This window comes from Ectopseudomonas toyotomiensis (assembly GCF_017167985.1).
In the GTDB taxonomy this organism is placed as follows: domain Bacteria; phylum Pseudomonadota; class Gammaproteobacteria; order Pseudomonadales; family Pseudomonadaceae; genus Aquipseudomonas; species Aquipseudomonas toyotomiensis.
The window spans coordinates 2492370-2515139 of the sequence record NZ_CP070505.1; the positions used below are offsets into that span (position 1 = coordinate 2492370).

Here is a 22770-nt window from a genome sequence, read left to right on the forward strand (position 1 = left end):
GTTCAGTGTCGATAATGCGCCGGTGTCCCGGTATCGGTCGTTTATCCGAGGCCTGCAAATAAAGGAGAGCTGCAAGGTGAATGACGCCGTCGCGCTGGAAGACGTCATGCTGGCACTGGCCATGGTCGGCGATCTGAGCATGGGCCAGCCCATCGATCAGTCGCGGCGTACCGCGCGCCTGGCGCAATGGCTGGTACAGGCCGGTGGCGGTGATCAGGCGCAAATCGATGCAGCCCGGCAGGTGGCGCTGTTGCGCTGGTCCGGCTGTACCGCCAACGCCGACGGCTTCATGCGTCTGCTCGGTGACGACGTCGGCGGCCGCCGCGCCATGCTGGCGCAAACCCTGGATGCCGCCGGCCAACGTGCCATGCTGCGTACCACGCCGCTGGCCCAAGTGCATTGCGAGATCGCCGGCGATATCGCCCGCACCCTGGCGCTGGGCGTGGAAGTCGAGCGAGGTCTGCGCCATATCTTCGAGTGCTTCGACGGTAGCGGCCGCCCGCTGGGCCTACGCCACCCCGATGTCCCGCCGGTGGTGTATCAGGTCGTGTTGGCCGGCGATCTGGAAATCCTCTCGCGGGCCCACGGCCTGGACGCGGCGCTGGAGTGGATCGGCGCGCAGGGTGATCGTCGTTATCCCGCTGCTCTCGTCGACCTGCTCAGCCGCCATGCAGCGGATTGGCTGCAAGCGCTGCGCACCCCCGAGGGCGCGCAGCCTGTCGGCGGGTCGGAGGTTTCCCTGACCCTGGTGGGTGACGTGATCGACCTCAAACTGCCCTGGCTGGCCGGCTATTCACGCCAGGCCGCGAGCCTGGTGCGCGACGCCGGTCGGCTATGTGGCTTGCCCGAAGATCGCCTCAACATGCTGGCCAAGGCCGCGCTGATCCATGGCCTGGGCCGGGCGGCCGTGCCCAATCGCATCTGGAGCACGCCCGGCCCGCTGCTCGACGGTGATCTCGAAGCGGTGCGTCTGGTGCCCTACTGGACGCAGCGCGCCTGCAGTCAGATCGGTGGCCTGAACGAAGCCGGACAACTGGCTGCGCATGCCTACGAACGACTGGATGGCAGCGGCTATTTCCGCTCATTGAGTGGCGACGCCCTGCAGGCCGAACACCGTCTGCTGAGCGCCGCGCTGGCCTGGCTGGCGCTGCGTGGCGAACGCCCCTGGCGCGCTGCCTTCAGCGATGAGCAGGCCGCCCGCGTATTGCTGGATGAAGCCGAGCAGGGGCGCTTCGACCCACGCGCCTGCCAGGCGGTGATCAGCGCCGCGCATGGCGAGCAGGCTCCACTGGTCAGCAAACCCGGCAACGGCCTGCTCAGCGAACGCGAGACGCAGATTCTGCAGCGCATCAGCAGCGGAGCCAGCAACAAGGAAGTGGCGCGCGACCTGGGCATCAGCCCGAGCACGGTGCGCACCCACGTCGAGAGCGTGTTCCGCAAGCTGCAGTGTTCGACGCGCGCGGCGGCAACCTTGAAGGCGCTGACCTTGGGGGTGATCTGAGGCGAGGCCGGTGGATCAATCACCTCCACCGCCGCCATCGCCGCCTCCACTGTAGTCGAAGCCCCCGTCACTGAAACCTGAGCCGGAGTCCTGTCCGGTCAGGCCGCTGCGCTTCCTTTTGCCCGGAGGTTGTCTGGGCCTTGAGCGTCGCCACGAATAGATGAAGATCACCACGAATCCGGCGGCGATCAGTAGCAGAATATCCATGCGTATTCCCCCCATTGCCTGGCGCTCATCCTAGGCGGTAATAACACCCGAGGTAAGGCTGAGGGAAGCGCAGAAACGCAGAAGCCCGCACATTGGCGGGCTTCTAAAATGGCGCATCCGGCGGGATTCGAACCCACGACCCCTCTTCGGAGGCCAATACGGTACAGGAATCTTGGTTGACTAGTAATGCTCTTGAACGTCTCTAAGTGCCGTGAAATCGAGGCTTTACCCTGTGTCGTTGTCTACAGTTTATGGCTCTTGACGCTACCTAAGGGCGGTTACCTAAGGCACAAAACACGAAATCTGGATTCTCGGTTTTTGACCACTAGCTCGCCGGGCTTCGTCCTGCCGCTGGAACTTGTTGAGGTCAGCCGCCATGCGGCGGAGTAATCCTCGGGAGCTGGAAGCAGCTCATCCATCCTTGGAGCCCAAGTCGCTTGCGATCTTGCCGAAGGACTCCCAGTGGCCAACCAGTTCATCAACGCGATCAGGAATGCGTGGAGTCTTACTGAGTACCAGGCAACGGGTGGTGCCTACATACTCCTCGAGCAGGTAGAGCGTGCTTCCAACATCGACTCCCATTTCCTGCAGAACGTCGTGGGGCAGGCGAATGGCACCATCGCCTTCCCAGTCTTCGATCACTACATGATGTTTCATCGCGACTCCAAAAGACGGTTGGATGAGGTGTCCGCAAGGGGAGGCGGCAGGCTGCTGCCAACTAAATCCCGCGGCGTAGACCGGCAGCATAGCAAAGAGCGAGCAGGCTCGAGAAAGGTAACGAACGCGTCTATCCCAGCCATTGCTGTCGGTGGACGAAAACTCACCCGAGCAGCTCAACTGCGCAAGTCGGGAACGAGCACCCGGAATGGGGCGTCAGGAATGCGCACAATCGATTCAGACCACGAACAGAGCGATACCAGAGGCGCTTACCTGCCGCATGACGCGCCAAATGACGCTACAATAATGCCATATGTCGCATCTGGAGGAATACGTTATGGTTTCCGCCGACACTCGCACCCGCAAGGCAGCACCCGCCGCCCGTAGGCCAACGGAATACCTTTTCCAAAGTGACTCTGACCAGCTCAGTCCGGTCATGGTCTACAGGCTCACGGTCAAGGGCTTCAACCTGAAAGACGTGCAAGACATGCTTGCGATTTCTGATCTGTATTCGACGAAGAAGATCATGAGTCGCATTGTGGGCAAGTCCATCAGGACGATTCAGCGCCAGGGCAGCAAGCAACCAGCACACCTCAACTCCCAACAGAGCGCCGTGGCCTTCCAGTACGCGAAGGTGCTGGAGCACGCGATCAATGTATTCGGCACCCAAAAGCTGGCCGAAGAATGGCTAGGGCGCCCTTGCAAGTATCTGGACGGTGACGTGCCGCTGGACGTTATCGACAACCCAGTGGGGTTTCAGGCAGTCGAGGACTATCTGGAGCGCATTGAGTACGGGGTCTATCAGTGAACCCATTACCCTGGTCTGGCTCATGGTACGCATGGCGCCTCGACCGTGAGCTCTACAAGGACACCTGGGACAGTGGCATTGGTGCCCACAAGCTGGGTGGCCGCTGGAACGTTCCGGGGCGAAACGTTGTATACGCATCGGCAGATCCCTCAACCGCCATCTTGGAGGTGGCGGCGCATGTCGGCTTCGATGCGTTGGATACGGTTGCGCATGTGCTCACATGCTTCGAGGTGCTCGATCAAAGCCTTATCAAGGTCGTACAGCCTGAAGATGTTCCCAATCCTATCTGGCTGACGAGTGCATCCGCTTCACCTAACCAGCAGAAATTTGCAGACGCCCTGCTGGCCGAGCATCCGTTCGTACTGATCCCATCCGCCGTCACTCGCCACTCTTGGAACTTGCTTGTCAGTCGCGAGCTGGCCGAGGGCAGGTATCGAATGATCAGCCAAGAACGCTTCGGCCTGGATACGCGCCTCGTTAAGGTCTGAGCCGCTTTGCGCTGGCTGAGCCAGCAGTGTCTTTCAGGTGAACGCCTTTAGATTGCGTGACAGCTCTTCACGTAGCCGTAGTACCAGGACGTGTACCGGCCAGAACAAAAGGCCCTACCTGTCCCCCTGATTTACAACTCATCTCTAGCCGCAGCTTCTGACAATTGAACTCGCCCCAGGCCTATTAGCTAACACCGCCCCTATTGAGCTGAAAATCCCGCAATACCACCGGGGGAATTTAATATCCCTATGCCGCATTCAGCTAATCCACCGGCAGTTCATTGATAGGTCATCGAGACTTCGCTCCGTAGCCACCGTGGCTGCACTCGTCTACCGCAAATGTCGGTGGCAGTCCTGCAAAAACCACTGACCCGCCACAAGCGCTCACTGGGGCACCTCCGCCGAACTAGCCAAATACACCCTCGTGACGACAGAACTCTCCGCCAAATCGCCCATATCCAGCGTGCGCCTCCGGAATAGATCACTAGACCTCGACTGGTCTAGTCTTTCACTCACTCTATTCGAATGACATTGCAAGCTATATAACGAATAGCCGGCCAGAGATTGGCACCGATTGCCTAGGGAGAGAGGCGAATGATTGAGTCAATACGGATAGTGGGGGTGGCTTCGTATGGACAAGAGGTACAAGCGCTTGATGGGCTGACGAAGTTCAACTTTATCTACGGTGCCAATGGGTGTGGCAAAACCACAATTTCCAGGGTGATCGATAACCCCACTCGTTATCCGAGTTGCCATGTTGGCTGGAAGAGCGGCGTGCCCCTTCAGGCTATGGTCTACAACCGCGACTTCGTTGCACGTAATTTCGGCCCTTCCGCAGAGCTCAAAGGCATCTTCACCCTCGGTGAAAAGAACGTCGAGAATGTTGCCAAGATCGCGGCACTCAAACAGGAGTCCGGTAGCTGTAGTGGACGCATCAGCAGTCTGAGGGAGACTCTAGAAGGGCTGGATGGTCTGGGAGGAAAACGCAAAGAACTCGCCGATCTCGAGGCTTGGTTTCAGGAGACATGCTGGGCCCAGAAAAAAAAGCACGATAGTGCATTCGCTTTGGCATTCCAGGGCGTACGCAACAATGCCGAGAACTTCAAGGTCCGTGTGCTGCAGGAGCATGCTGGGAATTCTGCAGCATTGGTTTCGTTGGCCGATCTCCAGGAGAAAGCCAAGACCATTTTTGGCCCCTCACCTATGTTGGAGCCCCGCGTCGTATTGCCTTCGTTCGATGCGCTGTTGTCCCACGAATCGAATCCGATCCTGAGCAAGCGCGTTCTGGGCCGGGAAGATGTCGATATCGCGGCAATGATCAAGGCGCTGGGCAACAGCGATTGGGTGCGGCAGGGCCGGGCTTACTTCGATGAGGCGACAGGAGTCTGCCCTTTCTGCCAGCAAGCCACAGAAGCCTCGTTCGCGGCCAGTCTGGAGGCCTATTTCGACGAAACGTTTCTGGATGACAGTCGTGCCATTGATGAACTGGCTAAGACCTATGCCGCGGCGGCCGATCACCTTTTGGCGCAATTGTCCGAGATCCTTAATGCGCCTTCCCGATTCCTCGATGCGGAAACACTGAAGACAGAAGTGGCGCTGCTGGCTTCTCGGATTGCCCTCAATCGTCAGCATCTTGCCGATAAGCAACGCGAGCCAAGCCAGCTCATTGCACTGGAACCTCTGGCTGACGCTCTGGGCGCGATCTCCCAGGCACTGGCGCTTGCCAACGAGCAGATCGAGTCACACAACGCTACGGTAGCTAATCTGGGCAAAGAAAAGCAGCAATTGGCAAGCCAGGTGTGGAAACACATCGTCGCCATCGAGCTGGCGCCCGCATTGCAGGATTACTCGACGAAGAAGCGAGGGTTGGTGGGCGCGATCACTGCCTTGAACGGAAAGATCGAAGCGGCGGAAGCAGACCGGCGTCAGGTGGAGAAAGAAATAGCTGAGCTGGAGCGTGCGACCACCAGCATCCAGCCGACCATCGATGCAATAAATACCTTGCTAGCCTCGTTCGGTTTTCATGGTTTCTCCCTAGCCAAGGCAGATAGCGGTACCGCCTATGTGCTGCGGCGACCGGATGGTATGGATGCGAAGGAAACCTTGAGCGAAGGCGAACGTACCTTCGTCACCTTCCTCTATTTTTACCATCTGCTCAAAGGCAGCGATTCGGAAAGCGGCGTGACGACTGACCGTATAGTGGTCTTCGACGATCCTGTGTCGAGTCTGGATAGCGACATCCTCTTCATCGTTAGCAGCCTGATCAAGGCGCTGTTCGATGAGGTGCGCCAAGGAACCGGTCACATCAAACAGGTTTTCGTACTGACCCATAACGTCTACTTCCACAAGGAAGTGAGCTTCAACGCCCGGCGCACTGATAGAAACGCGATGCGCAGCGAGGAAACCTTCTGGGTCGTCCGAAAATCCCACCACTCTTCAAGAGTAGAGGCCCACACAAGCAACCCGATAGTCACCTCATACGAAATGCTGTGGGCGGAGGTACGACGGGCCGACCGATCCAACCTTTCAATCCAGAACACCCTCAGACGCATTCTTGAAAACTACTTCAAGATCCTCGGTGGGACCGATACCGACGACATCTGCAACCTGTTCGAGGGGCGTGAGAAGGTCATATGCCGATCGCTTTTTTCATGGGTCAACGATGGTTCCCACTTCGCACACGATGACCTGTATGTCGCTGTCGACGATGCAATGGTGGAAAGCTACCTGAATATCTTCAAGGCGATCTTCGTCAAATCCGGGCATTTGGCTCACTACAAGATGATGATGCGAGAAGCATACTCAGACGATTCTGAGATCGCGGCCAAAACTCAGGAACAGCAGGCCGATGCACAGGGGGCCGTCCATGCCTGAACAATATGAGGCTTGGATACATTCATACTGCGTAGCAGAGAAGCCTACTCAGCGCTTATGACAGCATCCGATCCGAATCGCCTTATCGCCTCGCTGGTACGGGATCAGGTCAATCTTGACCTGAAAACAGCGGATGTCTGCTTTCTAGCAGGTCTGTACCTGCGAGCGGACAAGGCTGGGCTTGCGTCGTTCGAGGAAGATCTGCTGATCGACCTGTTTGAACAGGTCTGCGATGTCGTCGAACCCGCTGCCGAAAATCCGCGCAAGCGCGCGACCCACGCCATTCAACGATTACGCGAGCAGCGCATGCTGGCCCGAGTTGATGGCGCCGGCATCGTTCGGGCGGGCGAGTATGCGCTGACACGACTTGCTGCTGCGGTTATCGAATACTTTCTGGCGGACGAGGCCCTGACTCGGGAAAGCCTCAGCCTACTGACCGGTACCTTGCGCGCTCAACTTGCCGACATCCTGGCGACAGCCAGGAAGGCCCATAACGATGAGGATTGGCGTCAGCGCGTGGTCGCCCCCCTGAGGATCACGGTCGGTGACATGGTGGCGGGTATCGAACGTCGGCAGCGGGGGCTTGATGCCCAGCAGGAGGAAATCCAGGCGGAAATCGCTAGCCTGCTGTCGAACGACTGGTTTAGCGCAATCGATCGATGCCAGAGCCTGCTCGACGCAACGACCCACACATTGCGCGAGCTCAATGAAATCCTGCTGCGAGACACACACCATTTCGTTGCGTTGCTCCAGGACATCCAGGCGCTGGCCGTTTCAGCAGAAAATGTCGAAGCCGAGGGAGCCGCACAGCGGGTCATCGAACATGTAGACCGGATCGGAGCCTGGGGCGGTGCACGCCAAAAGGCATGGTCCGAATACTACCAGTATGTACACCGCTACCTGCGCGACGTGGTCAGACTGGATCCTGATCGGGCGCTGAGCCAGCGCTTGCGCGATCAGATTGCGGAGTGGGGAAACAGGCCTTTCCATCTACTAGCTGCGCATGCAGGCTCTATCTGCCTGCTACGCACACTTGAAGCACGCGTCGAGCGTCCGGTGGTGGCCAGGCCAAAGACTGATCGTGAGGCCGAACCAGCCTGGGTGGAAGCTGAAAATGCGCTGGCAGATATCGAAGTGTTGGTGAGTCGGGCGCTCGACGAGGGCGTAGATACCTTGGCGGGGCTAACGGTGCAGGTACTCGCCACGCTGACCGACGATAGCCAATACGTGGCTGCGGGTCGCATCGCTGACGCAGCTGCAAGGCTAGCCCGATTGCGTTCAAGCCGCGAGCGGCTATGGCTAGAAGTGGGCGAACAGCTCGAAGTCGAGGAATGGACTGTCCAGGGCCGGAGGAAAGTGGAGTGAGCGATGCCGTATTCGATTCTCTGGAAGAGGTGATTGTCGACGAGCGATTCCCCGAGGTGGATCTGATGCTGCGACGTGGACGCCATATCGGTCGAGATGATGGCTGCCCCTATGATTACCTGGTGGAGGCACAGGCGCTGCTCGAACCTTTTTATCGGCGTTTCGGTTGTGAGCTGATCCAGCAGAGCGATGGCTATTTCTATTTGCTGCCCAGCGGCGAGCGGCTGGGGCGACGTCAGCTATCCGTCGGCGAAATGCTTATCGGGCAGGTGCTGGCGCTGATGTATCTCGATCCCGCGACTTTGCAGCATGGCGGCATGGCGACACGTGAAGCGCTATTGCAGCGGCTGTCCGGATTACTGGGCACCGATGTGCTGGTGCGTACGCTAAATCCGCGTAGACGCAAGTATGACGAACGCATTGCCGCTGAAACTGTGCGAGGGAAAGCGGACGAGGCGCTGCGTAAGTTAGCTGAGCTGGGTTTCATCGATGTGGTTGATGCGGCCAGATTGCGCCTGCGTCCGGCACTCATGCGCTTTGCCGAGCCAGTTCGCGGGCTCACAGATCCCAGCGACGCCCTAGAGCGGCTGGTTGCGCGTGGAGAGGTATTACTGGGTGATGCTAACGACATGGATGACGATAGCGGCGACGCGGAGGGGGAGGAAATGTTGTCATGAGTCGAACGCGTGCCGATGCTTTAGCCCTGGTCAATTGGAAAGGTGTCTTCTACGAGCGTTATCTACTCGATCGGCATGTCACTGCGCTGGAAGGCAGCAACGGTGCCGGCAAGACCACGGTGATGATTGCCGCCTATGTCGCTCTGTTGCCCGATATGTCCCGCCTGCGCTTCACCAATCTCGGCGAGACTGGAGCGACTGGCGGCGACAAGGGTATTTGGGGACGTCTAGGTGATCCCGGACGCCCTTCCTACGTGGTGGTAGATTTTGCCCTTGCAGGTGCACAGAGGCTGCTGGCTGGGGTGCATCTGGAACGCAAAGGTGAACCCTCCGTGGAGCCTACCCCATTTATTGTCTGGGGCCTCGACCCTGCGATCCGATTGCAAGATCTGCTGCTGGTTGCACAGGGGGGCGTCGAGTCTGTGCCGGAGTTGCAGGAGTTGCGCGACAACGCGGCGCGGCTCGGTGGGCGATTACAATCTTATCCCTCCGCCCGGGAGTACTTCGCCGCGCTATTCGACCAGGGAGTCATGCCACTGCGCCTTGGTACCGACGAGGAGCGCAATAAGTTTAACGATATGTTGCGTACCAGCATGACCGGCGGCATCTCAAGGGTGCTCACTTCGGAGCTACGCTCGTTCCTGCTCAGGGAGCAAAGTGGCCTCGCTGATACCTTGCAGAGGATGCGATCAAACCTGGATTCCTGCCGGCGCACGCGGGTAGAAGTGCAAGAGTCGCGCCGCCTGGAGCAAGAAATCGGCAGTATCTTCGAAGCCGGCCAGGCCATGTTCGGCGCGGCCTTCCTCGCTACTCGCGAACGTGCCGACGAGTTGGCACGCCGGGTGAGCGAGGCTCAGAGCACGCGTGATCAGGCCTTCCAGGCGCAGGAAGTTGCGCGCGGAGCACTCGACGCGACTCTGGCCGAGTTGGATGAGCTCAATGCTCACAAGGGCGAACTGGATCGAGTGCTCGAAGCCGCACGCAATTGGCACTCCAAGCTGAAGGATGCCTTGGCGGCATTGTGCACCCTGCAACAGAGTGTTATCCGTCTCGCGGAGACCGAGCGCGAAGCACAGGAAGCGGGCAGGCTGCGAAGCGAGGCTGAAACGTTGCGAATCCGCAACCGCGAGGAACTCAAGCGTGCCCAGGAGGGTTACAAACGCGCCGCTGAGGGTCTCGCCGACCTGCAGCGGGGCATAGAGGAACTGCATCGCAGGGCCGCTGCCTATCGCCAAGTAACCCGACGACTGCGGGAAGCCGAGATGACTTTGCAGGTTGCCCCTTTGCTCCCGGCGCAGTTCGTCGATCACCTCGCATCGGCACGTAACACACTCGAGTCCATCGATCAGGAGCGTCGTGAAGCCAGGACACGCCTGTCCGATGCGCTGGAGCATCGTAAGCGGCATGCGCAGCTCATAGCGGCTGTGCGGCGGCTCGCGGGACGGGATGTCGAAATCATCGCTGCGTACGATGCGGCTACTGAAGCGTTGCGTCTTCACCGGCAACTGAGCGTACTTGCTGATCAGGTTCCCAGCATCGAACGTGAACTGGCCGAAGCGCAACAGTTGCAGGTCCGGCAGGCTCGGGTGCACGCACAGGCGAGCGAGTTAGGTGTGGTCTTGACCCAGGCGCCCGCCACGCAAGTCGTCAACGCTTTGCTCACCAATACTGAAGCCGAACGATCCGCACACGAGCAGGCGCAACGGACGGCTAATGGCGAACTTGCCGGGCTACGACGCCGGTGCGAGGAGCTCCAGCAACAATATCAGCAGTTGCTGGCACGCGAGCCGCAATGGCGGAAGCTGACGGAATGCGCTATGCGCTTGTCCGAACACCTCGGTATACGAGTAGAGGATCGGGGCAACCTGGATGAAGCCCGTGCTCTCTTAGGCAAGCAGTACGCCGAGGCAGGCCGGGCCGAACAGCAGGCACAGCAAGCGCAGGAGCGACTGATCCGCGAAGCGCGCGATTTACTGGCGGCCGGAGGCCCGTTCTCTCCTGCGTTGTTGCAGCTCAAGGACAGGCTCGGTGCCGAACTACTGGCCGGTAGTTACGAAGAAGTGGCGATTGAGGAGGCTGCGGTGCTGGAAGCCCGGCTTGGGGCCTTGGTGCAGGCATTGGTCGTCGACGATCTCACAGCAGCAGCTCTTGCGGCTGTGGACCGGCCAGAGGAACTAGCTGACGTGCTACTGGTGCCGCGTGATGCCGACCTCTATCGCTTGGCAGAATCCTTCGACACCACGATTGCCGGCGAAGGCGATCTTGCTATCCAAGACGGTATCGCTCTCCGCTTGTCCCGTATTCCCACCAAGCCGCGCATAGGGCGGCGGGCGCGCGAGAAAAGGGCAGCCGACCTGCAGGCGCAGGCCGAAGAGAAAGCCTCCGAGCTGCATGCGATGAGGGGTGCACGGCGCACGCTGGAGCGGCTGCAGGCCGATGGCGATGCTCTACTTGCTGGGCTGGAGGTTTGGCTGGCGGGGGATCCTGCAAGTGCCATCACCGAGGCGCAGCAGGCGATCACCTTGGTCGATGAACAGATCGAGCAGCAGCGCGAAACGGCTGATCGCAATGCTACAGCGGCACAGACACTGCAGCCGCGTATTGGCAGACTGCGTTCGTTGCTGGCCGAGGCGATGCTGCTCGATCCCCCCGATCATGGCGAGCGCGTGCAAGTCCTCAGCGAAAAAGCATCGCAAGCAGTCGAGGCCAGAAGCTGGATCGCCGCCAACCAGGAAGATGTCCTACGTGTGGAGCACGGGCTTGGTGACTTGCGCCAGCTTCCGTTGTCGGACCCGGATATAGAAAACCTGACGCTTCACTCCAATGCCTTGGAGAGGCGGCGCCAGCAGCTCGATGCAGGGATCGAAGCACTCGAATATCTGTGCGACAACGCCGAAGCGTTGGCCTGGGAGGAAGCTCCAGGTAGGCTCGAAGACTCGCAAGAACTGGTTCCGGCGCTGCAAGAGCAACTGAGCGAAGCCGAAACGCTGCAACAAGATTGCGAAAACAAGGTCACCCACGCGGAAGCCCAGTATGAGGAAGCGAGCAAGCGCTTTCTTGCAGCGCAAAGCCAGTACGACAACGCTAGACAGGAACATGAATCCGCCGCTGAACATTTCGATTCCCTCGGCATACCCGCTCCCACCGAGGATGCCCTGTCGGCTGCTAGTGCCGAGGTGATGCGGTTGGAACAAGAACTGCGTACCCATGGGACGCGGCGCGATGAGTTGCTGACGGCTAAGGGCAACCAGGAACATGGCTTACAGAACGCCCAGCAGGATCTGCAATCTGCCGACGACAAACTCGCTATCGAACGCCGTGAGGCCGAGCCGGCACGTAAGCGCTGGGATGACCTACTTGACTGGGCGATGCGCGATGGTCTGGTGGGCGAGTTGCTGACCAGAACCCCTGAAGAGTTTGCCGACATCCGTGGCCACATTAATTTTGTCCAGGAAGCCAAGATACGCCGAGGTGTCCTACTGGAACGCCTGGGTAGTGCGCGCGGCGGGGAGGTCTTGCTGACCGAACTGCAACAGCTGCGCGATACCTCCGATGCCGCCTTCGCTGATGCCATCCTGACGCTTTGGCTGGCTGTGCGCGACTGGCTGCGCCGCCGCCTGCCGGCACAGGTGGCCGAGGTCGCTGACCCGCGCGAAGCGCTCATCCGGCTGCGCGACCAACTGTCTGACCTCGAAGAGCGTCTCGCCCGTCAGGAAAGCGACCTGCGTGGAGCTAGCGAAGACGTAGCACGAGGCATTGACGTACAGATCCGCAAGGCACGTGGCCAAGTCACTCGCTTGACCAAGAGTCTAGAAAAGGTCAGCTTCGGCAGCATTCAGGGCATCCGTGTGCGCATGCAGGCTGTCGAACGTATGGAGCAGATCCTTCGCGCCCTGCGTGAAGGTGCGGCCCAGGAGCTGCTGTTCCAGGCGGACATGCCGATCGAGGAGGCGCTCGACGAAATCTTTCGTCGCTACGGCGGTGGGCGCTCAGCAGGGCAGCGTCTGCTCGATTATCGGGAATACGTGCATCTGCAGGTGGAGATCCGTCGCAAGTCCGGCACCGAGTGGGAAGTCGCCAACCCGACACGTTTGTCGACCGGCGAGGCGATCGGTGTCGGTGCTGCATTGATGATGGTGGTTCTCACCGAGTGGGAGCGCGATGCGACCTTGCTGCGCGGTAAGCGCGCTCACGGTTCGCTGCGTTTCCTGTTCTTGGACGAAGCCAATCGCCTGTCGCCAGACAATCTCGGCGTCCTGTTCGATTTGTGTCAGACATTGGATCTGCAGTTGATGATCGCGGCTCCCGAGGTGGCGCGTGCCGAAGGCAATACGACGTATCGCTTGGTGCGCCAGGTGACGCCCGAGGGGCGCGAGGAAGTTCTGGTGTTCGGTCGTCGCACTAGGAGCGTAGGCTAATGTGGCAGACGCCGCAGCAGCGCATTGCTCTGCTCGAGTTGCTGGTGCAGGGGACGCTCAAGCGCCGCGCCTCACAGGTGAAAGCGTATGACACTCTGGCAGAACTATCCTGGATCCGCTCGACCGGCCGGCGTGATCAGATTGCCTTGGTAGAGGCTCGCCGCACTGAACTCGTTGCGCTGCTTGAGCGGGTATGGCCGGACTGGCAGGAAACGCTGGCGGAACTTACAGCGGGAGGGTTTTCTCCCACGCCTGATGGTTGGACTCGCTTGGAAGATGCGCGCCGCGCAGGGCGGCTTCCGGCGCTGCCAGGACGCCTCAATCGCCGGACTGCAGCCGCGCTAACCGCGCCCCACTCCAAAGCGGTACTGACGCCGCGCCGGCAAGCCGCGCTTGCCGGCACCGAAGCGACCCACGACGGATTGTTACGCTTGCGGCCACCGCGTGGATTGGTGGCACAGACCGAGCAAGGTGTCCTGGATCTATGGAAGCTTGCCCGTTTTCTTGGTGAAGCACCGATCCCGGAGCGGGCCTTCCTGGATGGCCTCACCTTGGAAGGTCCCTTGCAAGCGGTCTTGCTGGTGGAAAACTCTGGCGCTTGGCGTGACCTGCCGATGCTGGACGGATGGCTTTTGGCTCATGTCCCTGGCTGGGACATAGCCACTGTTGTGCATCTACTCGCTCAGGTGCAGCCCGAGGTTCCTGTCGTTCACTTTGGTGATCTCGACCCGAACGGCGTACGAATCTTCCTGAAACTACGAGAGCTTCGGTCGGATCTGTACTGGTTCGTTCCATCCTTCTGGACCGAGTGCGTCGAGCCTAGGAAGTTGAAAAAGCCATGGCCTGCTGGGCTTGATCTTCGTCATGCGCCCAAGCTGGTGCATGATCTCGTGGACAAAGGTCTTTGGTTGGAGCAGGAGCCTTTGGTGGTCGACTCTAGGATGAGAAGTGCGCTTGAGTCGATCGTTCAACCACTCGTCAACTGAGGGGCTCAGAGGACACCGGTGCTCAGGAGTGTGCAACGAGTTGTTCTACCTCGTCGACGATTTCTGCTGCTGTGCAGCCCAGAGGGATGGCTAGCTTGAGCAAGGTGGTAATGGTTGGCTGGTTGACGCCCCGCTCCATCAGGCTGACGTAATTACGCTGCAATTCTGCCTCATGGGCCAATTGTTCCTGGGTAAATCCTGCTGCGACACGCCGCCTGCGCAAGACTTTACCGAACGCCAATCCGACCTCCACGGAAGCCCTCCCTTAAAAGGGAGGACTATCTGGGTCGAGCCATCTGTGGTCTTCACAATATACTGTGAATTTGCTAAAACACCGCTTCGTAACCTGAAGCCATCATCGGTCGCCTTGCAGGCCGACTCTCGTTTACATGGTAGCGCTTGGCATGGCGGGTCGGCTTTACCTTATTCGCAAGGAGTGCGCGCTTTGCATCCGCCAATCACGTAAGCGGATCGAACCATCAGCAAGGAATGCTCATTGAGTCCGAGAGCAGCATTTTTACGATGCCCTGCCGCTCAGAAAGTAGTCCGTCCCAAACCAATGCCCCAACACTTACAAGCCCTGGTTGTAGCGATAGGGCCAGAAGTAGCGTGACCAAAAGGTCTTCACCCATTTCCTTCCGCAAATGGATCGCGCCTCAATACGGGCATTACAAGACACACTGACTGGAAAGATGATATGCGTTTCATAATTAAACTAGCGGCAACAGTCGTTGCTGGCACTCTCCTCGCCGGTTGCGGGGGCGAGGATTTCACAGGCAGCTATCGCGCTAAGAATCCGTCGAATAGCAAAGTTGAGCTAGTCCTTAATATCCATGGCAATGAAGCTGAGCTCATTGGGCAGGAGCTAGGTACTGGCCGCATCAAGCCGCTTGTCAAAATGACCGTCTCTGTCAAAGATGGAAAGCTTCTTCTTGACGACGTAAATAGTTCCGAACGCTTGGCCATGAAGCGTAATGTGGACGAGCAAAGCCTTGACTGCCTCAACTGCAAGATTCTTCGCATCAAGGACGATACGGTTTGGAAATATGACCCCAAAGGGCCTTATGACGTAGACCAGATGCTCAAAGATCAGGCCAGGAGGGACGAGGAGCAATTAAATGCCGAGCTTGCCAAAATACAGGAGAAAGCCTTGCAGCAGGGGATGCGGGATCTAGAAGCTCCGAAGCTAACTCCCTATGAAGGCGATTGGGTCTATCAGCGCACAACGAAACAAGACCCTTTGACCATCATGACCATCTGGCGCAAAAGCCAGATCAAAAGCTGGTCGTTCAAATTTGAGACCATGGATCGTTTGGGGCACGAGGTTCCTGGGTTCGAAGTTTCGGAAGCTGGGCTGAAGATTGGAACTGGCCCCAAGGCCCACCTGTATAGTCTTAGCCCTGATAAGAAAACACTGACCTGCATGGACTGCACCAAGCCCGAGCGCTGGCTCAAGGCTGATCCTAATAAAGACCTCAGCGATCGTTATTATGCCCGCCAGATGGCAGGCAACCCGTAAAACCTTTACCCGGATAGATTCCCCTGCCCAGCTTTACGCTGGATAGGGGTACCCTCTGAGCTTTTCTGCGGGGCCCAGCGTTTTCGATTTCACGCTGCTGGTGGAACAGTCAAAACAAGGCAGCTAATCCTTGGCTATCAAGCGTTTTGGCAAGCGCGCTAATCAAACGATGCTCAGCCTCCGTTCAGCAAGGCAGCCGCCATACCGTCCAGTCGTTTTTTTGTCTTTTCCCATTGCGGCATGACCTGCTGCATAAGCCGGTAGAAACGCTCACTGTGGTTGTGTTCGGCGATGTGACAAAGCTCATGCAAGATCACATAGTCGATGCACTCGCGGGATGCTTTAACCAAGTGGGGGTTGAGCGTGATACGGCCCGCAGGTGAACAACTGCCCCACTGTGTTTGCATGCTTAGGATGCGCAGTGGCGGCTTGGCTGCAACCCAAAGGGCTTGTTGCAAGACAGCATCTAGACGTCGATCAAACACCTCTCGGGCGCGAGCTTTGTACCAGGCGTAAAGGAGTTCTCGGATCTTGTCTGCCGACTTGACCCGAACAGAAACCTCAAGCTTGCCCCGCAACAAACGCACCTGCTGTAGCTCATCAGGCGCCTCAATCACCTTGAGCACATACTGCTTGCCTAAGTAGTAGTGGCTTTCCCCGCTGATGTACTGCCGCGGGCGAACGTGCGTTAGCTGAGCACGGAACTCACGAAGCTGCTCATAGATCCAGCGACTGCGTCGTTTCAGCGCGGCCAATACCTGTTCATCGCTGGCCCCATCCGGCGCACTGACGCGCACGCGGCAGTCTGGATCGACCTTGATCAGAATGCGTGAAACATCGCGGGCCCTTCGCGCCCTTTCAACCTGTATCAACTCATCGGCATAGTGAAAGCTCAGCCAGCTCAACACTGCGGGGGCAGGTGGAGCGCTCATGACGATAGGCACACTCATAAGCCGGACAAGCCTACTCGCGTGATTTGCACCACCCACTCAACCATGGCCTTCGCCTGATCCATACCAGCGCCCACAGCTTTGCACTCCTTGAAGAGCAGCGGCAGTAGCTTCTTACGAATATCGCTTTCGATATTTTGTGGGTTGATTGAGTGCTCAGCCACTGAGGTCGTGACCATTTCATCCAGGCTGAAAGCCAGTTTTACCCAGTGCTCCTGTGCATGTTCATCAGCTGAAATCAAGGCCTCAGGAAGGCTCTTCTTGAAAATGCCGAAGTACGCCTGGGCATGCCGGTTACCTGCAAAAGCATCTGGCAGCTCATCGAGCTTGCGGGCCTGCACCTTCTGCTCAAATTCGTGGAATAGCAGGTATTGCTTGAGCGGGTGGTCAAATAGCTTTGCCGCCTCTTCGATGGCCTGGCGCAGCAGTTTGGAGAACGCCTCTTGGGCGTAGGGGTCATCACGCAACTCCTGCTCAATCATCTTGCTGATACGGGTCTTGATGATGTCTGTTTCGTTGCGCGTCTTTTCCTCGCTCCACTGTTCAGGCTTTTGCTGCCCCATCTTGCCGACTTCATAAACCCCAACGGGGTCTTTCACCTCGACGCCTACCACATGCTTATCCAGCAGCTTGCGTACCTGCTCGGCATACTGGTCGTAGTTCACCGTTTCACCGGCATCTTGTTTGGCGAGTTGGCGCAGACTGGAGAACTGTTTAAGAGTTTCCTTGTAATGAGCTCTGTCGGCATCGCTAAAGCTGGTGTCCTCGAAGAAGGATGCTGACTGCAAAGCGACCTTTAGGCAGGTAGCGAACTCGGTCAGCGCTTCATAGAAGTCGTCGCGTACCTTGAGATTCACATCAACCAGCTCACCATCGCGCTCTTGCATCCTAGGCACCAGTACTTGGCGCAGCTGTTCGATGTCACCTTTGTTTTTCACATCGGAGAATATCGCCCAGAGGTTCTTATGCAGCTGGGGTAGCCGTTTGTACTCGCTGCTCATCTGGTTGTAGAGGCCAGCGATGTCATTGATGTCATAGCCGCCCTGGGTGCGCGAGGCCAGATCCTGATACTTTTGGATCGTGGTATCCAGCTCGGAAAGGATGCCCCTGTAGTCGATCAGCAAGCCAAACTTCTTTAGTGGATGCAGACGGTTTACCCGAGCAATCGCCTGGATCAGGTTGTGCTCCTTAAGTGGCTTGTCGATGTAGAGCACGGTGTTTTTCGGCTCATCGAATCCCGTCAGCAGCTTGTCCACCACAATCAGGAGCTTGAGTGAGTCATCCTTGTCGAATCGCTCGATCAATTGCTTGGTGTAGGTCTGCTCATCCGTGCTGCCGACGTTTTTCTTCCACCACTGGGTTACCTCGGGTGAGGCCACCTCATCCACATCGGTGTTGCCCTCACGGCTATCCGGCGGGCTCATCACAACGGCGCTCTCGAACAAGCCTGCCTCATCCAGGTACTGCTTGTATTTGATTGCCGAGGCCTTGCTGTCGCAGGCCAATTGACCCTTTAGCCCCTCGTCGATGTTCTTCACGAAGTGGTTAGCAATATCTAGAGCTATCAGGCGAATACGGTCATCCGCGCTATAGATTTGCCCCTTCTTGGCGAACTTGCGCTTGAGGTCGGCTTTCTGCTGCTCGTTTAGCCCTTCAGTGATTCGCTCAAACCAACTGTCGATGGCGCGCGCATTTACATCCAGATCAGGTATCCGCTCTTCATAGAGCAACGGTGTCACAGCCTGATCCTCCACTGCGCGCTGCATGGTGTAGGCATGCACGATGGGGCCAAACTTGTTCGTCGTCTTATCGTCCTTGAGCAGCGGTGTGCCGGTAAACGCGACAAAGGCCGCATTGGGCAGCGCCTGCTTCATGCGGATATGGTTTTCACCGCCTTGGCTACGATGACCCTCATCGATAAGCACGATGATGTCGGCACTGGTGTTCACGCACTGTGGCAGCTTGGTAGCGCTGTTGAACTTCTGGATCAGCGAGAAAATGATGCGCTCGTTGCCCTTACCGATTTGCTCAGCCAAGCGCGTGCCGGAAGTGGCCATGGCAGCCTCCCGATCCTTCTTGCCAGCCAGTTCGCCGCCCGAGGCAAACGTTTTGCTCAGCTGGCTTTCCAGGTCAACCCGGTCGGTGACCACCACAATGCGGCACTGCTTGAGAGAGTCATGCAGGATCAGCGCCTTGCTCAGAAAAACCATGGTGAATGATTTGCCCGAGCCGGTTGTATGCCAGATGACACCACCTTCACGACCGCCGTCTTTGCGTTTCTGATTGATCCGTTCAATCAGCCGTTTGATGCCGAAAACCTGTTGGTAACGCGCGACGATCTTGCCGGCCTTCTTGTCGAACAAGGTGAAGAAACGAGTCATCTCCAGCAGCCTGGCTGGGGACAATAGGCTAATGAGCAACTGATCTTGGCCTGTCAGTGCGAGCTCGCCGCCAGCGATCAGGTTTTCGTACCAGTGCAGATCAGCCGCTGGGCGATGGCTGAAAATTGCCGCCTTCTGCACACCAGTCAGTTGGCGATTCTTTAGCGTGTACAACTCAGAGGTAGAGATATCCTCTTCGCGCCAGGCCGCCCAGAACTTAGCTGGCGTGCCGCAGGTGGCATAGCGCCCATCGCTGCCATTGATCGACAGCAGTAGCTGGCTATAGGCGAACAGTTTGGGAATTTCGTCATGGCGCTGGTTGCGCAGGCTTTGCGAAACGCCTTCGTCGATTGTCGGGCCTTTTTGTGCATTGCCATCCGGGCGCTTGGCCTCGATTACGACCAGAGGAATGCCATTGACGAAGCAAACGATATCCGGCCTGCGCGCTTCCACACCGCCGCTGCGGAGCACGCGAAATTCTTCAGTGAAGATAAAACTGTTGTTGGCTGGATTGTGCCAGTCGATCAGCGCCACGGTTGGGCTGGCCTTTTTACCATCCACGAACTCCGTCACCGAGATGCCATACAGCAGATGGTTATAGAGCCGTTCGTTTGCAGCCATCAATCCTTCATTGAGTGCAGGGCTGCACACTTCACTGATCAGGTTGTCGATAGCTTTTGCGGAAAGCGGGTACTCACCGCCTCCAAACAGGAAGCGCCGCTTACTCAGCTGCTCACGCAGCACATCACGCAGCACCACTTCATCGCTCTTACCGGCCCGCGCAGCCAGAGCGTGCTCGGGTGACATGAATTCCCAGCCGAGGTTGCAGAGCAGCGCCAGAGCAGGAAGCTTTGCGCTGTACTCCTCCTGAAATTTCGGTGTTGGTGTCATGCGCTGTGATTCTCCGGGCGGCCATCCAGTTTTCGCTGAAAACCAATCAGCTCATGAATCTGGCTGCTGTGTGGGTCATAGACCCATTCATGATCAAAAAGGCTGGTTAAACGCTGAGTCATAAAGCAATCGCCTACGACCAGGGAATAGAAGCGGTTGCCATGAGTACGCTGCTGCTCAATTTGCTGGCGTAAATGCTCTGGCAAGCTAGCCATGATGAAGTCTGAAATCATCAACAGGTCTGCTCGTTCATAGGCTTCGCTTTTCATCACACCCAACGCATGATCCAATGCCGGGATCGCATCCGTACCGCCGTGAAAGGACATGCCTAGAAACTTGATCAACGCCTCCATGCCAAAGTCGTCGCCAAGATCCAGCGTCTCTATGCCGGTGGAAAAATTAATCAAATAGCATGCTCGCTTCTGCTGCCTGGCCTTGCCTGCAATGAAGAGCGCCACGGCTTTGGCAACCGTCTCAGGCATACCGCTCATAGAGCCGCTGGTGTCGACACAGATCACCATTGGCCCTTGTTTAGCTGCCTCTTCAACGCTGCCCAGCTCTTCCTTTTGGTGATGTTGCTGCACGCGCTGAATGCCCTGCATGTCAAAACACATCAGCCGTGACTCGACGTACTTGAGGTCGAAAAGAATGGACGTTTCGGGGTCAGCCAAAAGCGCCAACTCACTCGGCAGCACATGCTCGATATCACGCCCCAAGCGAATGCCGATGATCTCTTCCCGCGAATTGATATCTGGTAACTCGATGTCTTGCGAATAACGCACCTGAGCCCGCTCAATGCGCTCTGACAACTCCAACTGGCGCAGCTTGCCTAGCAAATCACATAGCGACCGAACACCCGGATCATTGGCCAAGTAGTTAGCCCACCGCTTAAAGCGCTCGATCTCTTGTGCAGAGAAATTGCCTTTGGACAGGTCAAGGAATATACCTGGGTCCAACCCCAGCATTTCCAACTGCTGTTGAAGCTGTTGCAGTAACTGCAGAAATACCTCGAGCTCCTCCATGAACTGCCGGCGCAGCATGGATATGCGCTCAAGCTCCCAGTCGGCCCGCGCTTTATCTAGCGCCTTTTGCCATTCATCTCGCAAAAGGCGGGCACTTACGGTGCTATCGGCCTGACGTTTTTTGGTAACTGTTTGAGAGGCCGTCACCGCTGCTAGCTCACGCTGCCAAAAAGATTGATTGTCCGGCAGTTTGGCTACACGACAGAGCGCAACATACTCCGCAACAGCTGCTGCCAGTTCTGCACTCGAAATAGGGGGAGACTGGTTCCGGGTTTGCCAGTCCGATAGCTGCTGCTCATATAGCGCAAAGGGGAACTCAGCTTTCAGCTCTTCAGCCGAGGCCAGCTGCCACAGCCGAATCCTCTCTGCTACGTAATCTGCAGCCGAATCAGAGTTCCTTAATAGCGACGCGAAGATACGCTGAGCATTATCGCTAACATCCTTGGCAGCACTAGCCAGTAGATCTAGCGGCATAATTCTTCCAGCCGTTCGCAGTCTTTGATACGAAGTTGCAAACCTTCGATTTGTAGTGCTATTCCCGAAATTGCTAGAGAGATCTTATCTGCCGGCACAAAAGGCGAGCTCAGCTTAGTCTCGTAGGCTTTAAATTTTTTCTCTACTTTTTTCAGAGTGAAAGAGAGCTTCTCGCGAATTTCACTCACCGAAGAGGAAAGGGAGGTGATTAATCGTATGTTAATATCTTCCTTTCTGTCGCCTTTGTGAAAAAGAACTTCAGGCGTGAACTTAATGCTCAGGTAATCCACGTGGCCGTTAGATAAGGTGATCTGACAGGTTCCTTGTCCGTCAAATTTGCACTTAACACTTTTTTGTTCATTACCTTTATTGTCTAGCGGGTGGAACTCGTCTTTTGTCTTGAGTCTATCTTTTGCGATGAATATCTCAAATGCTTTTTCGTAGTTGCTGTAGTAGCTATTTTTGGGCTTGAAGGTGCCTTTGCATTGAAAGAAATCCTTGTTGGAGAGCTTTACCGTTTTGTAAATATCAGCAGAATGGAAAAGCTCCTTCTTTATCTCCTTGTCTAGTGCGTCTTTCTCTTTATCCAGTGCAGCCAAATCTATACCACTATCAAAGCCGCAGGCCTTTACCGCTTCTGCAACGATATCCCAGACAGCCTGACGATTCTCTTCATGCGTCCATAGGCAGTGCTGCAGCAGCAATGCGTCACTGTGGTTGGTCTCCTTGCGGTCATTAAAGAAGGCTGCTGCCTTCATAAGCATCGCGGCACGCTGCCAGCGTCGGTCGGAGACATAAACCTTGAGCGTTTCGTATTGCTGCTCCAGTTGTTCGCGAATCAAGTGAATGATGGTTCGCGTCTCAGCAGACAGCTTGACCTGATGTGATTGCACCATCCACTCAGCCCATTCGCTGGACTTCACCTGTAGAGCCGAGGGGATGTCGATTTTGGCTTCGGTCGGTTTGCTATTAAGTAGCTGATCGAAGTGCTGGGCTTCACGAATGGGCCCCACCATCAGCCTCACAATAAAGCGGTCGTACAAGGCTTCCAGGCCTTGATTGGCATCTGGCGTCTCGTTGGATGCAGCAATCAGGGCCTTGAGTGGGGCTTTCTCAATGGCTTCACCATTACGGAACACATGCTCGTTAATCAACGTCAGCAGGGTATTCAAAATAGCTGGGCTGGACTTCCAGATTTCATCAAGGAAGGCGAAATCGGCCTTGGGCAGATAACTATCTGTTTTGCGAATGTAGCGATCTTCTTTCAGCGCTTTTATGGACACAGGGCCAAACACCTCTTCAGGTGTGCTGAAGCGGTTCATCAGGTATTCGAAATAGGTTGGCTGCTCAAAGGCGCAGGCTATACGGCGAGAAATCAGACTCTTGGCCGTGCCGGGTGGCCCGTATAAAAATGTATTCTGCCTGCAGAGTGCTCCCAGCAGGGATACCGCGATGATCTCTTCACGCTCAAACATGCCCGCGCTTACGCTGGCGACCAAATCCCCGATACGCTTTTGCAAACCCACATCCAACTCCTTGCAATCACTCGGCA

Annotated in this window: 16 protein-coding genes; 9 read left to right on the forward strand and 7 right to left on the reverse strand. The window is 57.1% G+C overall.

Annotated features, from left to right (window positions below; all coding sequences use genetic code 11):
- Positions 1–76 precede the first annotated feature (76 nt).
- Complete coding sequence (locus tag JWV26_RS11500) at positions 77–1501, forward strand: HD domain-containing phosphohydrolase (RefSeq protein ID WP_206419100.1); 1425 nt, start codon at positions 77–79, stop codon at positions 1499–1501.
- Positions 1502–1516: 15 nt separating this feature from the next.
- Here the strand turns inward: JWV26_RS11500 and JWV26_RS11505 are convergent, their stop codons facing one another.
- On the reverse strand, positions 1517–1708 hold the full coding sequence (locus tag JWV26_RS11505; RefSeq protein ID WP_139183718.1) for a hypothetical protein: 192 nt from the start codon (positions 1706–1708) through the stop codon (positions 1517–1519).
- Between the two features lie 411 nt (positions 1709–2119).
- Positions 2120–2365 carry a hypothetical protein gene (locus tag JWV26_RS11510; RefSeq protein ID WP_017676523.1) on the reverse strand — a complete coding sequence of 82 codons (246 nt, stop codon included), beginning with the start codon at positions 2363–2365 and terminating at the stop codon, positions 2120–2122.
- Positions 2366–2702: 337 nt separating this feature from the next.
- Between JWV26_RS11510 and JWV26_RS11515 the strand changes: the two genes are divergently transcribed.
- The 7 genes from JWV26_RS11515 (at position 2703) to JWV26_RS11545 (ending at position 13981) form a co-directional block, all read left to right on the forward strand.
- Entirely contained in the window at positions 2703–3173 is a 471-nt protein-coding gene (locus JWV26_RS11515) for an antitoxin Xre/MbcA/ParS toxin-binding domain-containing protein (protein WP_003288362.1), read from the forward strand.
- Positions 3170–3661, forward strand: a complete 492-nt coding sequence (locus JWV26_RS11520) for an RES family NAD+ phosphorylase (RefSeq protein WP_017676524.1) — start codon at positions 3170–3172, stop codon at positions 3659–3661. The genes JWV26_RS11515 and JWV26_RS11520 overlap by 4 nt, the downstream gene beginning before the upstream one ends.
- A gap of 594 nt (positions 3662–4255) precedes the next feature.
- Positions 4256–6535, forward strand: a complete 2280-nt coding sequence (locus JWV26_RS11525; RefSeq protein WP_003288360.1) for an AAA family ATPase — start codon at positions 4256–4258, stop codon at positions 6533–6535.
- 57 nt (positions 6536–6592) lie between these two features.
- Positions 6593–7900, forward strand: a complete 1308-nt coding sequence (locus JWV26_RS11530) for a condensin subunit F (RefSeq protein WP_003288359.1) — start codon at positions 6593–6595, stop codon at positions 7898–7900.
- Positions 7897–8577, forward strand: coding sequence for a chromosome partition protein MukE (locus tag JWV26_RS11535; RefSeq protein WP_003160975.1), 681 nt, complete (start codon positions 7897–7899; stop codon positions 8575–8577). Before JWV26_RS11530 ends, JWV26_RS11535 begins: the two co-directional genes overlap by 4 nt.
- The gene (gene mukB, locus JWV26_RS11540; protein ID WP_206419101.1) at positions 8574–12995 is read left to right on the forward strand and encodes a chromosome partition protein MukB; all 4422 of its coding nucleotides are present in this window, start codon (positions 8574–8576) and stop codon (positions 12993–12995) included. Before JWV26_RS11535 ends, mukB begins: the two co-directional genes overlap by 4 nt.
- Positions 12995–13981, forward strand: coding sequence for a Wadjet anti-phage system protein JetD domain-containing protein (locus JWV26_RS11545; RefSeq protein WP_206419102.1), 987 nt, complete (start codon positions 12995–12997; stop codon positions 13979–13981). Before mukB ends, JWV26_RS11545 begins: the two co-directional genes overlap by 1 nt.
- A 22-nt stretch (positions 13982–14003) precedes the next feature.
- On the opposite strand, the gene JWV26_RS11550 is transcribed toward JWV26_RS11545, so the two are convergent.
- Positions 14004–14234, reverse strand: coding sequence for a helix-turn-helix domain-containing protein (locus JWV26_RS11550; RefSeq protein WP_003288355.1), 231 nt, complete (start codon positions 14232–14234; stop codon positions 14004–14006).
- A 444-nt stretch (positions 14235–14678) separates the two neighbouring features.
- Here JWV26_RS11550 and JWV26_RS11555 point away from each other — a divergent pair, with 444 nt between their 5' ends.
- The gene (locus JWV26_RS11555) at positions 14679–15500 is read left to right on the forward strand and encodes a hypothetical protein (RefSeq protein ID WP_206419103.1); all 822 of its coding nucleotides are present in this window, start codon (positions 14679–14681) and stop codon (positions 15498–15500) included.
- A gap of 173 nt (positions 15501–15673) precedes the next feature.
- Here JWV26_RS11555 and JWV26_RS11560 read toward each other — a convergent pair whose 3' ends face one another.
- From JWV26_RS11560 to JWV26_RS11575, 4 genes are read right to left on the reverse strand one after another with little or no spacing between them, the layout of a single operon-like run.
- On the reverse strand, positions 15674–16450 hold the full coding sequence (locus tag JWV26_RS11560) for a M48 family metallopeptidase (protein ID WP_052029286.1): 777 nt from the start codon (positions 16448–16450) through the stop codon (positions 15674–15676).
- Positions 16447–19722: a type I restriction endonuclease subunit R gene (locus JWV26_RS11565; protein WP_206419104.1), complete on the reverse strand. Its 3276-nt coding sequence runs from the start codon at positions 19720–19722 to the stop codon at positions 16447–16449. Before JWV26_RS11565 ends, JWV26_RS11560 begins: the two co-directional genes overlap by 4 nt.
- A complete protein-coding gene (locus JWV26_RS11570) occupies positions 19719–21218 on the reverse strand; it encodes a VWA domain-containing protein (RefSeq protein ID WP_206419105.1) in 1500 nt (499 codons plus the stop codon). The genes JWV26_RS11565 and JWV26_RS11570 overlap by 4 nt, the downstream gene beginning before the upstream one ends.
- Positions 21209–22744, reverse strand: a complete 1536-nt coding sequence (locus JWV26_RS11575) for an AAA family ATPase (RefSeq protein ID WP_206419106.1) — start codon at positions 22742–22744, stop codon at positions 21209–21211. The genes JWV26_RS11570 and JWV26_RS11575 overlap by 10 nt, the downstream gene beginning before the upstream one ends.
- Positions 22745–22770: the final 26 nt, after the last annotated feature.

Excerpts from the sequence above, each read along its gene's own strand:
- JWV26_RS11555 (WP_206419103.1), top strand. The coding sequence starts at position 14,679 with ATGCGTTTCATAATTAAACTAGCGGCAACAGTCGTTGCTGGCACTCTC.
- JWV26_RS11545 (WP_206419102.1), top strand. The coding sequence starts at position 12,995 with ATGTGGCAGACGCCGCAGCAGCGCATTGCTCTGCTCGAGTTGCTGGTG.
- JWV26_RS11565 (WP_206419104.1), bottom strand. The coding sequence starts at position 19,722 with ATGACACCAACACCGAAATTTCAGGAGGAGTACAGCGCAAAGCTTCCT.
- JWV26_RS11510 (WP_017676523.1), bottom strand. The coding sequence starts at position 2,365 with ATGAAACATCATGTAGTGATCGAAGACTGGGAAGGCGATGGTGCCATT.
- JWV26_RS11560 (WP_052029286.1), bottom strand. The coding sequence starts at position 16,450 with ATGAGTGTGCCTATCGTCATGAGCGCTCCACCTGCCCCCGCAGTGTTG.
- JWV26_RS11570 (WP_206419105.1), bottom strand. The coding sequence starts at position 21,218 with ATGCCGCTAGATCTACTGGCTAGTGCTGCCAAGGATGTTAGCGATAAT.
- JWV26_RS11525 (WP_003288360.1), top strand. The coding sequence starts at position 4,256 with ATGATTGAGTCAATACGGATAGTGGGGGTGGCTTCGTATGGACAAGAG.
- JWV26_RS11505 (WP_139183718.1), bottom strand. The coding sequence starts at position 1,708 with ATGGATATTCTGCTACTGATCGCCGCCGGATTCGTGGTGATCTTCATC.
- mukB (WP_206419101.1), top strand. The coding sequence starts at position 8,574 with ATGAGTCGAACGCGTGCCGATGCTTTAGCCCTGGTCAATTGGAAAGGT.
- JWV26_RS11515 (WP_003288362.1), top strand. The coding sequence starts at position 2,703 with ATGGTTTCCGCCGACACTCGCACCCGCAAGGCAGCACCCGCCGCCCGT.
- JWV26_RS11530 (WP_003288359.1), top strand. The coding sequence starts at position 6,593 with ATGACAGCATCCGATCCGAATCGCCTTATCGCCTCGCTGGTACGGGAT.